9 protein-coding genes are annotated in these 12,575 nt (G+C 69.3%); 5 read left to right on the plus strand and 4 right to left on the minus strand.

What is annotated here, in order from left to right:
• Positions 1-236: 236 nt before the first annotated feature.
• The 3 genes from C882_RS09635 to C882_RS09645 all read left to right on the plus strand — a co-directional run bounded on the left by C882_RS09635 (position 237) and on the right by C882_RS09645 (position 4,846).
• Complete coding sequence (locus C882_RS09635; RefSeq protein WP_009540401.1) at positions 237-2,045, plus strand: potassium/proton antiporter; 1,809 nt, start codon at positions 237-239, stop codon at positions 2,043-2,045.
• A gap of 73 nt (positions 2,046-2,118) precedes the next feature.
• The gene (locus C882_RS23135) at positions 2,119-2,691 is read left to right on the plus strand and encodes an ankyrin repeat domain-containing protein (RefSeq protein ID WP_009540402.1); all 573 of its coding nucleotides are present in this window, start codon (positions 2,119-2,121) and stop codon (positions 2,689-2,691) included.
• A gap of 202 nt (positions 2,692-2,893) precedes the next feature.
• Positions 2,894-4,846 carry an acetoacetate--CoA ligase gene (locus tag C882_RS09645; RefSeq protein ID WP_009540403.1) on the plus strand — a complete coding sequence of 651 codons (1,953 nt, stop codon included), beginning with the start codon at positions 2,894-2,896 and terminating at the stop codon, positions 4,844-4,846.
• Between the two features lie 24 nt (positions 4,847-4,870).
• On the opposite strand, the gene C882_RS23140 is transcribed toward C882_RS09645, so the two are convergent.
• Positions 4,871-5,245 carry a DsrE family protein gene (locus C882_RS23140; protein WP_009540404.1) on the minus strand — a complete coding sequence of 125 codons (375 nt, stop codon included), beginning with the start codon at positions 5,243-5,245 and terminating at the stop codon, positions 4,871-4,873.
• Between the two features lie 41 nt (positions 5,246-5,286).
• Positions 5,287-5,748, minus strand: a complete 462-nt coding sequence (locus C882_RS09655; protein WP_009540405.1) for an MmcB family DNA repair protein — start codon at positions 5,746-5,748, stop codon at positions 5,287-5,289.
• Positions 5,749-5,832: 84 nt separating this feature from the next.
• Between C882_RS09655 and C882_RS09660 the strand changes: the two genes are divergently transcribed.
• Positions 5,833-6,765, plus strand: a complete 933-nt coding sequence (locus C882_RS09660; RefSeq protein WP_009540406.1) for an L-lactate dehydrogenase — start codon at positions 5,833-5,835, stop codon at positions 6,763-6,765.
• A 92-nt stretch (positions 6,766-6,857) separates the two neighbouring features.
• The gene (locus C882_RS09665) at positions 6,858-10,352 is read left to right on the plus strand and encodes a class I SAM-dependent DNA methyltransferase (protein ID WP_009540407.1); all 3,495 of its coding nucleotides are present in this window, start codon (positions 6,858-6,860) and stop codon (positions 10,350-10,352) included.
• Positions 10,353-10,362: 10 nt separating this feature from the next.
• Here C882_RS09665 and C882_RS09670 read toward each other — a convergent pair whose 3' ends face one another.
• Complete coding sequence (locus tag C882_RS09670; RefSeq protein WP_009540408.1) at positions 10,363-10,932, minus strand: histidine phosphatase family protein; 570 nt, start codon at positions 10,930-10,932, stop codon at positions 10,363-10,365.
• A gap of 61 nt (positions 10,933-10,993) precedes the next feature.
• Positions 10,994-12,544, minus strand: coding sequence for a cysteine--tRNA ligase (gene cysS / locus C882_RS09675; protein ID WP_009540409.1), 1,551 nt, complete (start codon positions 12,542-12,544; stop codon positions 10,994-10,996).
• Between the last annotated feature and the right edge of the window lie 31 nt (positions 12,545-12,575).

Below are 12,575 nucleotides of genomic sequence, written 5' to 3' on the forward strand. Positions count from 1 at the left end.
ATCCTCAAGGCCACCGTCGGCCTGCGGGTCTCCGACGAGGAGGAAATGGACGGCATGGACAAGCACGAGCTTGGCCTGGAAGCCTACCCCGAGTTCGGCACCGGCTCGCAGGCCGGCCGCTGATACCGGCTTGAAACGCGGCGGCCCGTCCCCGGCATCCGGGGGCGGGCCGTTCGTGTTACAGTACCTGACCTGGCCCGCCCGTTTCCCCCGCCGCCGCAGAAGGACACCCGCCCGTGCTCGAAACCGTCCACGTCGCGATCCTGTTCGGCGCGGGTCTCGTGGCGGTGAGCATCTTCACGAGCCTGCTGTCCATGCGCGTCGGCGCGCCGCTGTTGCTGGTGTTCCTGCTGATGGGGCTGGTGGCCGGCGAGGACGGGCTGGTGGGCGTGAACTTCGACAACGCCCCGCTGGCCTATTTCATCGGCAGCCTGGCGCTGGCCGTCATCCTGTTCGACAGCGGCTTCGGCACGCCCATCAAGAGCTTCCGCCTGGCCGCCGGGCCGGCGCTGACGCTGGCGACGGTGGGGGTGATGCTGACCGCCTGCTTGCTGGGCGTGGCGGCGCATTTCGTCATGGACCTGCCGTGGCCGCAGGCCTTCCTGCTGGGCGCCATCGTGTCGTCCACCGACGCCGCCGCCGTGTTCTTCCTGCTGCGTGTCGGCGGCATGAAGCTGCGCGACCGGGTGAAGTCCCTGCTGGAGATCGAATCCGGCTCCAACGACCCCATGGCCGTCTTCCTGACCATCCTGCTGGCCGAGGTCGCGCTGAGCGGCCAGGGATTCGCCAGCCTGGACTGGACGCTGGCGCTGACCGTCGCCCAGCAATTGGGCATCGGGCTTGTCGGCGGCTTCCTGGGCGGGCGCGCCATGCTGATGCTCATGCGCCGGGTGCGGCTGGAGCCCATGCTGTTCCCGCTGACCGTCATCAGCCTGGCGCTGACCCTGTTCGGGGCCGTCAGCGTGGTCGGCGGGTCCGGCTTTCTGGCGGTCTACGTGGCCGGCGTGGTGGCGGGCAATGCCGACATGCCCAACGCCCCGACGCTGAAACGCTTCCAGGCGGGCGTCACCTGGCTGGCGCAGATCGTCATGTTCCTGACGCTGGGCCTGCTGGCGACGCCCTCGCAGTTCGGCGCCGTGGCCGTGCCGGCCATCGTGCTGGCGGTGGTGCTGATCCTGGTGGCGCGGCCGCTGGCGGTGTGGCTGGTGCTGCTGCCGTTCAAGTTCACCGGGCGCGAGACCCTGTTCGCCGCCTGGGTGGGCCTGCGCGGCGCGGTGTCCATCCTGCTGGCCATCGTGCCCATGGTGGCGGGGATGGAAGGCGGCCAGGACCTGTTCAACATCGCCTTCATCATCGTTCTTGTGTCGCTGGTGGTGCAGGGCTGGTCCATCCGTCCCGTCGCCCGCAAGCTGGGCATGATGGTGCCGTCGCGGTCCGGTCTGGTGGAGCGCTTCGAGCTGGAACTGCCCGACGAGGCACGGCACGAACTGGTGGTCTACCGTGTCTCCGCCGACGCTGCCGTCGCCACCGGCCACCGCGTGCCGCGCTGGGCGCGGCCGTCGCTGGTGGTGCGCGAGGGGCGGTCCATGACGTGGCGCCAGGCCGGCAAGCTGCGCGCGAAGGACTACGTCTACATCTTCATCAATCCGCGCTACGTGCCGCTGCTCGACCGCCTGTTCGCCAAGCCGGAGGGACCGGACCTGAGCGACACCGCCTTTTTCGGCGATTTCCCGCTGGCGCCCAGCGCCACCATCATCGACGTCGCCACCACCTACGGCCTGCCGACGCCGCCGGGGCTGGACACCACGCGCACCCTGGCGGAAACCTTCGAGCGCGTGTTCGAGGGCCGCGCTGCGCCGGGCGACCGCATCCCTATCGGCTATGCCGAGATCATCGTGCGCGAGGTGGACGACGAGGGCCGGCTGGCCTCCCTCGGCCTGGGGCTGGAGCCGCAGAAGCCGGCAAGCTGGGTGCTGCCCGGCTGGCTGGCGCGCATCGTCGCGCCGCTCAACCGCCTGCGCGGGCCGCGCTATCGCGGGTCTTGACCGACCGGACGGGGCGTCGGACACTGCGCGGGCGCAACCATCCGTAAACCCGCTGCACCGGGACCCGCCGCCCATGCTTCGTCGCTTCACCGCCACCGTCCTTCTGGGAACCTTCTGCGCCGCCGGGCTCGCCGCTCTGGCACCGGCCCCGGCGCAGGCCGAAATGTCCATCCGCCTGGAAAAGAAGGTGGTGGAGGACCTGCGGCGCGGCGACGCCGAGGCCGTGCGGGCCTACCTGCTGAGCAAGGGCGAGCCGGACGCCACCAACAACGAGGGCGAGCCCCTGCTGGTCATCGCCACGCGCCAGAACCGGCCGGACATGGTGGACCTGCTGCTGCGCCACGACGCCCGCCCCGACAAGATCGACGACATGGGCAACACGGCCCTCTACTGGGCGGCCGACGGCGGGGCGGACGGCATCGTCCGCACCCTGGTCGACGCCGGTGCCCGCCTGGACATGCAGAACGACCAGGGCCTGACGCCGCTCATGGCCGCCGTGCGCAAGGGCAACATGGACGTGGTGCGCGCCCTGATCGCCGCCGGCGCCGACCCGCGCATCGCCGACTACACCGGCCGCGACGCCTTCGGCTGGGCCACCGGCCCGCGCGGGCCGCTGCTGGTCAACGAACTGAACAAGGCGCGGTAGAGGGGGCAGCATCTCCGTCTGCTCCCTGCGCTGTCGCGCAGGGCTGCGGTGTGTGCTTCGCGCACGCCTTCGGCTCCGCGACCCTATGGCGGCTTCGCCGCCCCGCTTAACCCCACGCGCCACTTGGCGATTGCCCCCGGATTGGGGCATGATCCCCCTCAATTCGCGACCGCGAAAACGACGAACAAGGGAGAACGCCACCGTGGCCACCAAGCTGTGGGAACCGTCCGCCGAGCGCATCGCCCGCGCCAACATGACCGCCTTCATGCGCAAGGCCGAGCCTGTCGCCGGCCGCTCGTTCACCGACTACGAGTCCCTGCGCAAGTGGTCGGTGGAGGAGCCGGAAGCCTTCTGGCGGCTGGCCTGGGACGAGCTGGGCATCATCGGCGAGCCCGGCCCGGTGGTGGTCGACGACGTTCACAAGCTGCCCGGCGCCAAGTGGTTCCCCGAGGGCCACGTCAATTATGCCGAAAACCTCATGCGCCCGCGCCCCGAGGACGAGGAGGTCATCGTCTTCCGCGGCGAGGACAAGGTGAAGCGCCGCCTCACCTACGGCGGCCTGAAGGCCGAGGTCTCGCGCTTCCAGCAGGCGCTGAAGGACCTGGGTGTCGGCAAGGGCGACCGGGTGGCCGGCTATCTGCCCAACATGCCGGAAACCGTCATCGCCATGCTGGCGACCACGGGGCTGGGCGCCATCTGGTCGTCGGCCTCGCCGGACTTCGGCGTGCAGGGCGTGCTGGACCGCTTCGGCCAGATCGAGCCCAAGGTGCTGGTGGCCTGCAACGGCTACTTCTACAACGGCAAGACCCACGACAGCCTGGAAAAGCTGGCGACCATCGCCGAGCGCATGCCCTCGCTGGAAAAGGTGGTGGTGGTGCCCTACACCACCGACACCCCCGACGTCTCGGGCGTGACGGGGGCCGTCACCTGGGGCGACTTCTGCGCCGGGAAGATGCCCGCCGAGGTAACCTTCGAGCCGCTGCCCTTCGACCATCCGCTGTTCATCATGTTCAGCTCGGGCACCACGGGCGCGCCGAAATGCATCGTGCATGGACACGGCGGCACGCTGCTTCAGCAGGTGAAGGAGCATGTGCTGCACTGTGACGAGAAGCCGGGCGACCGGGTCTTCTACTTCACCACCTGCGGCTGGATGATGTGGAACTGGCTGGTCGCCGCGCTGGCGGCGGGTTCGACCCTGCTGCTGTTCGACGGCTCGCCGTTCTATCCCTCGGGCAACGTGCTGTTCGACTACGCCGACGAGGAGAAGATGACCTTCTTCGGCACCTCGGCCAAGTGGATCGACGCGGTGAAGAAGGCCGGCCTGGTGCCCAAGGACAGCCACGATCTTTCCACCGTGCGCGTCATGGCCTCCACCGGCTCCCCGCTCGCCCCGGAAAGCTTCGACTTCGTCTACGAGGGCATCAAGGACGACATCCAGCTCGCCTCCATCTCGGGCGGCACGGATATTCTCTCGTGCTTCATGCTGAGCAACCCCATCGGCCCCGTCTACCGCGGCGAGATCCAGTGCCGGGGTCTGGCCATGGACGTCCACGTCTTCGACGACGACGGCAAGCCGGTGGTCGGCCAGAAGGGCGAACTGGTCTGCACCAAGGCCTTCCCGTCGGTGCCGGTGGGCTTCTGGAACGACCCGACCGGCGAGCGCTTCCATAACGCCTACTTCGACAAGTACGAGAACACCTGGACCCACGGGGACTGGGTGGAACTGACCGCGACCGGCGGCATCATCGTCTACGGCCGCTCCGACGCGACCCTCAACCCCGGCGGCGTGCGCATCGGCACCGCGGAAATCTACCGCCAGGTGGAAAAGCTGGAAGAGGTGATCGAGGCGCTCGTCATCGGCCAGGACTGGGACAACGACGTGCGCGTCGTGCTGTTCGTCCGCCTGCGCGAGGGCGTGGAACTGACCGAGGACCTGATCAAGCGCATCAAGCAGACGGTGAAGGAGGGTGCGACCCCCCGCCACGTGCCGGCCAAGGTGGTTCAGGTGGACGACATTCCGCGCACCAAGTCGGGCAAGATCGTCGAACTGGCGGTGCGCGACGTGGTCCACGGCCGCGCGGTCAAGAACAAGGAGGCGCTCGCCAACCCCGAGGCGCTGGAGCTGTTCGGCGACATCGATGCGCTGAAAAGCTGAGCGGGCAGGCTGCGAGGGGCGCCCTCACGTCAGTTGCAGGGTGCCCTTCGCGCGCATCAGCAGGTCCACCATTTCATCGACCGTGATGATGGTCACGCCCTCGGCCACGCGGTCGGGGGCGATGTCCTCCTTCACCAGGCAGACGGCGGACACGCAGACCTGACCGCCGGACGCGCGCAGTTCGTCCAAAAGCTCCGGCAGGGGACGGAAGGGCGGGCCGGGATCGACGTCTTCCAGCGAGCCGGGCAGGGCGAAGGCGGCGGCCTCGACCACCAGAACCAGGCTGGCCGAGGCGCCGCGCGCCTGCGCCGCCACCGCCGCCGTGGCGGCCAGGCCCAGGGCGCGCGCATCGGCCGGCGTTGCCCGGGCCACCGCGACGAAATCGGTAAAGCGAATCATGGGCGGTCCACCTCCCTGCTCTGGGAGGCAAACGCCCGGCCTCAGGCGGAACGTTCCAGGCGATCGGCCACGGCGGGGTCCTGGAGCCCCCGCAGGCGCCGCGCCGCGGTGGTGGCGAACAGGTGCGTCACCGCTTTGCGCCGGCTGGCGTGCAGGCGCGGCCGTGCCGCCGGCGGGCGCAGGATGGCGGCCTCGTAGTCGTCGGCGACGATCAGCCCCTGGTCGGCGGGCAGGATTTCCGTGGGAAAGTCCGGTGGCACGGCGAAGGTGAAGGCGTCGCAGAACGCCAGGTATTCCTCCCACTTGCCGTCGCTGTGGAAGTCGGCGGCGCAGCTTTTCACCTCGACGACCAGCAAAGAGCCGTCGCCGCCCAGCGCCAGCACGTCCACCCGCCGGCCGGTGGCGAGCGTCACTTCCGTGACCGGGGCCATGCCGCGGTCCGCCAGATGCCGGCAGACACCGCGCGTGGTGGCGATGGCGCGGGGAGAGAGATTTCCGTTCATGGCTCGTTCCTCTTTATGACCGCACACTAGGGCCCGACGTTGATGGTTGGCAAGACCGGAGAACGACCGAGGGAGGATGCGGCCATGAAGGTGGGTGTTGTGGGATGCGGCATGGTGGGCTCGGCGGCGGCCTATGCGCTGGTGATGCGGGGGGCGGCGTCGGAGGTGGTGCTGGTGGACCTCAACCACCGCATGGCCGAGGCGCAGGCGCAGGACATTCGCCACGCCACGCCGTTCGCCTATCCGGTGAAGGTGCGGGCGGGCGGCTACGATGACCTGGAGAATGCCGCCGCGGTCATCCTGGCCGCCGGCGCCAACCAGAAGCCGGGCGAAAGCCGCATGGAGCTACTGGGGCGCAACGCCGACGTCTTCGCGCAGATCATCCCGCGCGTGCTGGGGGCGGCGCCCGGCACGATCCTGCTGGTGGCGACCAACCCTGTGGACGTGATGACGCAGGTTGCGACCCGTCTTTCGGGGCTGGCGCCGGGGCGCGTGATCGGGTCCGGCACGGTGCTGGACACCGCCCGCTTCCGGGGCCTTCTGGCCTGGCACCTGGGGCTGTCGTCCAAGTCGGTGCACGGCTACGTGCTGGGGGAGCATGGCGACTCGGAGGTGCTGTGCTGGTCCTCCTCCATCGCCGGGTCGGTCCGGGTGGAGGACCTGGCCGAGCAGATGGGCCGCCCGCTGGACGACGCGGCCAAGGCGCACATCGACGAACAGGTGCGCCGCGCGGCCTATCACATCATCGAGGGCAAGGGTGCCACGTGGTACGGCATCGGCGGCGGGCTGATGCGCATCTGCCAGGCCATCGCCAACGACGAGCACGCGGTGCTGACGCTGTCGGTGGTCAACGACTCCATCGAGGGCATCCCGCACGTCGCCGCCAGCCTGCCCCGCATCATCGGTCGCGGCGGCATCCTGGGCACCATCATGCCCGACCTGGCCGACGCCGAGCACGCGGCGCTGAAACGCTCGGCGCAGGTGCTGAAGCAGGCGGCGGAGGAGATCGGGTATTGAGGGCGTCGGTATTGCTCCCGTAGCACGAAAGATTCGACTCCTGCACCTAAAGAGGTTAAACGGCATCGCGTTCAAGTTCAGGACGCGATGCCATGCCCGACACCACGCCCCCCGCCGACCCCACGTCCCCCGCTGCCGTTGAGGATTTCATCGACCGCTGGTCGGCCGCCGAAGGCGCGGAGCGGGGCAATTACCAGTTGTTCCTGGTGGAGCTGTGCGCCCTGCTCGGCCTCGACCGGCCCGACCCGCAGGGTGCGGACACCGCGCTGAACGACTACGTGTTCGAGCGCAAGGTCACCTTCCAGGATTTCGGCGAGACCTCCCACGGGTGGATCGACCTCTACAAGGCCGGCCACTTCGTGCTGGAGGCCAAGCAGGGCGTGGAAAAGCAGGAGGCCGGGCAGGACCCCGATCCCGCCATCCTCGGACCCAGGCGAAAGCGCCGCAAGGCCGCCACCGGGCGGGAGCGCGGCACGTCGGGCTACGACCGCCTGATGGCCCGGGCGCGCGAGCAGGCGCTGTCCTACGCCCGCGCCATCGCGGCGGAGCGCGGCGACTGGGTGCCCTTCCTGCTGGTGGTGGACGTGGGCCACAGCATCGAGGTCTATGCCGATTTTTCGAAGACCGGCACCCACTTCACCCAGTTCCCCGACGGCAAGAGCTTCCGCATCGCCCTTGCCGACCTGCGGCGTCCCGAGGTCCGCCGCCGCCTGCGCGCCGTCTGGCGCGACCCGGCCGCGCTCGACCCCAGCCGCCATTCCGAGAAGGTCACCCGCGCCGTTTCCCGCCTGCTGGCCCACCTGGGGCGATCCCTGACCGAGAAGGGGCACGATGCCGAGGCGGTGGCGCGGTTCCTCATGCGCTGCCTGTTCACCATGTTCGCCGAGGACGTGGGCCTGCTTCGCCCGCGCGAGGTGTTCACGACGCTGCTCAAGCGCATCCACGCCAAGCCCTCCATCGCGCGGGACGAGCTGGAGGACCTGTGGAAGACCATGAACAAGGGCGGCTATTACGCCCGCGCCGAGGCGAAGCTTCTGCGCTTCAACGGCGGGCTGTTCGCCGACCCCGTGGCCTTCGACCTGACCCGCCGCCAGATCGAATGCCTGCTGGGGGCGGCGCGCAAGGACTGGAAGGACGTGGAGCCGGCCATCTTCGGCACCCTTCTGGAGCGTGCGCTGAACCCGCGCGAGCGGCGCAAGCTGGGCGCGCACTACACGCCGCGGTCCTATGTTGAGCGGCTGGTGCTGCCCACCGTCATCGAGCCGCTGCGCGCCGAGTGGGACGCCGTGAAGGCCGCCGCCTACCTGCACCACGAAAACGGCGAGGACCCCAAGGCCGTCGCCGCCGTCCGCAGCTTCCACCAGCGCCTGTGCGAGACCCGCGTGCTGGACCCGGCCTGCGGGTCGGGCAACTTCCTGTACGTGACCATGGAGCACATGAAGCGGCTGGAAGGCGAGGTGCTGGACCTGCTGCAGGACCTGGGCGACGCGCAATACACCTTCGAGATGGACCGCCACACGGTGGACCCGCACCAGTTCCTGGGCCTGGAAAAGAACCCGTGGGCCGCGTCGGCGGCCGAGATGGTGCTGTGGATCGGCTATCTGCAATGGCACTTCCGCACCCAGGGCAAGGCGATGCCCACCCAGCCGGTGCTGCGCAAGTTCGGCAACATCCGCCAGGCCGACGCCGTGCTGTCCTGGCGCGCCGTCGAGCCTCGTCGCGACGGACGGGGGCGGCCGCTCACCCGCTGGGACGGCGAGACGCGGCGGATCGATCCCGTGACCGGCGAAAGCGTCCCCGACGAAACCGCCCGCGTGCCCCTGGAAACCTACCGCGAGCCCCGCGGGGTGGAGTGGCCCGAGGCCGACTACATCGTCGGCAACCCGCCCTTCCTGGGCGGCAAGGACCTGCGCGACGTGCTGGGCGACGGCTATACCGAGGCGCTGTGGAGCGTCTACTCCGAACTGCCGCGCTCCACCGACTACGTCATGTACTGGTGGCACAAGGCCGCCAATCTGGTGCGGGCGGGCAGGGTGAGGCGCTTCGGCTTCATCACGACCAACAGCCTGCCCCAGACCTTCAACCGCCGCATCGTCGCGCACCACCTGGAGGCCGGAAAGCCGCTGTCCCTGCTGTTCGCCATTCCCGACCATCCATGGGTGGACGCCGAGGACGGCGCGGCGGTGCGCATTGCCATGACGGTGGGCGTGGCCGGCAAGACCGACGGCCGCCTGAACCGCGTCACCCACGAGGACGGCGACGACGCCGAGGGCCGGGGGGTGGAGTTGGTGGAGCGCGTGGGACGCATCAACGCGGACCTGACGATCGGGGCGGACTTGACCAAGGCGTTGCCGCTCAAGGCCAATGACTGGCTGTGCTCGCCGGGCATGAAGCTGCACGGCAAGGGCTTCATCGTGACGCCAGAGAAGGCCGAAGAGTTGGGGCTGGGGCGGGTGCCGGGGCTTGAGAGGCACATCCGACCCTACCGCAACGGCAAGGACCTCACCCAGCGCCCGCGCGGCGTCATGGTCATCGACCTGTTCGGCCTGGACGAAGATCAGGTCCGGCAACGGTTCGGGGACGTGCACCAGCACGTCTGGGACACGGTGCGGCCGGAGCGGGAGCACAACAACCGGCCGGCATACCGGGATCACTGGTGGCTGTTCGGCGAGCCCAGGCGGGACCTCCGCGCCGCGCTGCGCGGACTGGACCGCTTCGTGGCAACCGTCGAAACCAGCAAGCACCGGACGTTCCAGTTCATGACCGGGACGACCATCCCCGACAACATGCTCGTCTGCTTTGGGCTGGACGAGGCCCATCATCTGGCGGTCTTGTCGAGCCGCGTTCATGTCGCGTGGGCTCTGGCTGCCGGCGGACGTATGGGCAAGGGCAACGATCCCCGCTACACCAAGTCCAACTGCTTCGACAAATTCCCCTTCCCCCGCCTCTCCGACACCCGCCGCGCCACGCTCGCGGCGCTGGGGGAGGAGTTGGACGCGCACCGCAAGGAGCGTCAGGCCGCCCATCCGGACCTGACCATCACCGCCATGCACAACGTGCTGGAGAAGATGCGCGCCGGCGATACGCTCACCCCCAAGGACCGCGACATCCGCCAGCGGGCGCAACTGGCGACGCTGGAGGTCCTGCACGCCAGGATCGACCGCGAGGTCATCGCCGCCTACGGCTGGGAGGCGCATATCTCCGACGAGGACATGCTCGCCAGTCTGGTGGCGCTCAACCGCCGGCGCGCCATGGCCGAGCGCATGGAGAACCGCGTGCACTGGCTGCGGCCCGACTACCAGAAGCCGCGCGCCGGCATCGCGCCCCCCAAACCGTCGCAGAAGAAGATCGACCTGCCGGTGGTGGAGCCGACGGAAAAGCCCCGCTGGCCCCGCACCCTGCCGGAAAAGGCCCGCCTCGTCCGCGCCCTGCTGTCCGACCAGATGAAGCCCCTGACGGCGGCCGAGGTGAACAGGCTGTTCGCCAGCGCCAAGAAGGAGCGTGTCGACAGCGTGGCGGAGGTGCTGGACACCCTCGTCAGCCTCTCCCAGGCCCACCGCTCCGGCGACCGCTACGTGGGGCGCTAGGCGCCCGCCCTCACCGCGCCGCCATCCGTCCCGCCTGGGTCCAGCCGCCGCCGGGGTCTAGGCGGAGGACGACCATTTCGCCGCTGGCGGGGAACACATCCGTCAGGCCGGTGATGACCACCTGATGGGTCACCATCACCACCGTGCCGCCGTCGCGCGGCAGGCCGGCGATCAGGTCCTCCAGCCCGGCGATCTGGGCGGGGCCGCGCGACCGGTCGCGGAAGAAGCTGTTGAGCAGCGGTTCCTCCTCCACCGGCGCCAAATCCAGAAGCTCCGCCGTCTCGACGCAGCGGCACCACTGGCTGGTCAGGACGCGGGAGACCGGCACGTCGTGCGCGCGGAAGGCATCGCCGGTGTCGCGGGCCTGCCGGCGGCCGGTGTCGTTGAGGTTCCGCTGGGTGGAACAGTCGTCCAGCGCGAAGTTGGACGGGTCGCCCGTTCCCGGCGCCAGTGCATGGCGCACGAGCACCACATGGCCGCCCTCCTTCAGGGCCGACCACAGGGCATCCTCCGCCGCAAGGGCAGGGACCGTGAACAGGGGCAGGAGCAGCAGCGTCAGGAGGGCTTGGGTCAGGCGCATGGCGGTGGCCTCCGGTCCGGGGTCGGGGATGCTCCCTCTACGCCCGGACCGGCGCGCGGGATTACTCCGGCTTGATGTCCGTCGCCGCCAGCGGCAGCCACTCGAACAGGGTGCCCTGGGGCGTGTCCATGATGCCGACCCCCATGGCCTCCAGCTCGTCCCGGATGGCATCCGACCGGGCGAAGTCCTTGGCCTTGCGGGCCTCGGTGCGCTCGGCCAGGCGGGCCTCGATCTCGGCCTCGTCGATGGTCTGGCCGGCGGGGCGGATGACCAGGTCGCGCGGGGACATGGTCAGCAGGTTCAGCCCCAGCACCAGGTCGTAGACCGCCGCCGCCCGCAGCACGTCGGCCGGATCGGTCTTCTTGGCGAACAGCAGCTCGTTCAGGTGCGCCAGCGCCACCGGCGTGCCCAGGTCGTTGGAGACCGCGGCGTCGAGCTTGTCGATGTAGTCCGCCGGCTTGCCCGTCAGGCCGTCGGTCAGGCGCTCCACCAGATAGGACAGCGACCCGCCGGAGGAATAATGATCCTCCGTCGCCAGCTTGATCCACTGCGACGTGTCACCGGCCCGCGCCTTCAGGTCTTCCACCCGCAAGAGCATCCGCCGCAGGCTTGCCCGCACGCCGACCAGCGCGTCCCAGGTGAACTCCAGCGACGAGCGGTAGGACGCGCCCAGCAGGAACAGGCGGTAGACGGCCGGATGGATGCCCTGGTCGATGAGCGAGCCCAGCGTCAGGAACTTGCCCGACGACTTGCTCATCTTGCCGTCGCGCATGATGAGGAACTCGTTGTGCATCCACCAGTTGGCACCCGTCTTTTCGCTGCGGGTGTAGCCCTGGTTCTGGGCGATCTCGTTGCAATGGTGGACCTGGCGGTGGTCGATGCCGCCGGTGTGGATGTCGAACCGCTCCCCCAGGTACTTCATGGACATGACGGAGCATTCCAGGTGCCAGCCCGGCGCGCCCACGCCCCAGGGGCTGTGCCATTCCATCTGGCGGCGGCTGTTCTCGGGGCTCTTGCGCCACACCGCGAAGTCGGCGGGGTTGCGCTTGTCGCCGGGGCCGGCCACGCGGGCGCCGGCTTCCTGGCCTTCCAGGTCCAGAAGGCCCAGCTTGCCGTAGTCGGGCACGCGCGCGGTGTCGAAGTAGGCGCCGTCCTCAAGCTCGTAGAGGTACCCGCCCTGGTCCAGATCGCGGGCGAAGGCGATCATTTCCTGGATGTGGGCGGTGGCCGGGGTCCAGTGGCTGGGCTCCAGGATGTTCAGGCGCCGCACGTCGTCCTTGAACACCGCCGTGTAGTGGGCCGCGATGTCCCAGATGGATTTCTTCTCGCGGCTGGCGGCCACCTCCATCTTGTCCTCGCCCTCGTCGGCGTCGGAGGTGAGGTGGCCGACATCGGTGATGTTGATGACGTGCGTGACGTTGTAGCCCTTGAAGGTCAGCACCCGGCGCAGGGTGTCGGCGAAGACGTAGGCGCGCAGGTTGCCGATGTGGGCGTAGTTGTAGACCGTCGGGCCGCAGGAGTAGACGCGCACGTTCCGCGGATCGATGGGCTGGAAGTCCTGAACCTCGCGGCCCAGGCTGTTGAACAGGCGGAGCGGGTGCTTCTGGGTCATCCTTGCGACTTCTCTGCGGGTCTGGAAGGCC

Origin of the sequence: Caenispirillum salinarum AK4, assembly GCF_000315795.1 — a bacterium.
Classification (GTDB): Bacteria; Pseudomonadota; Alphaproteobacteria; order Rhodospirillales; family Rhodospirillaceae; genus Caenispirillum; species Caenispirillum salinarum.

Excerpts from the sequence above, each read along its gene's own strand:
- C882_RS23135 (WP_009540402.1), top strand. The coding sequence starts at position 2,119 with ATGCTTCGTCGCTTCACCGCCACCGTCCTTCTGGGAACCTTCTGCGCC.
- C882_RS23140 (WP_009540404.1), bottom strand. The coding sequence starts at position 5,245 with ATGATTCGCTTTACCGATTTCGTCGCGGTGGCCCGGGCAACGCCGGCC.
- C882_RS09655 (WP_009540405.1), bottom strand. The coding sequence starts at position 5,748 with ATGAACGGAAATCTCTCTCCCCGCGCCATCGCCACCACGCGCGGTGTC.
- C882_RS09660 (WP_009540406.1), top strand. The coding sequence starts at position 5,833 with ATGAAGGTGGGTGTTGTGGGATGCGGCATGGTGGGCTCGGCGGCGGCC.
- C882_RS09665 (WP_009540407.1), top strand. The coding sequence starts at position 6,858 with ATGCCCGACACCACGCCCCCCGCCGACCCCACGTCCCCCGCTGCCGTT.
- C882_RS09670 (WP_009540408.1), bottom strand. The coding sequence starts at position 10,932 with ATGCGCCTGACCCAAGCCCTCCTGACGCTGCTGCTCCTGCCCCTGTTC.
- cysS (WP_009540409.1), bottom strand. The coding sequence starts at position 12,544 with ATGACCCAGAAGCACCCGCTCCGCCTGTTCAACAGCCTGGGCCGCGAG.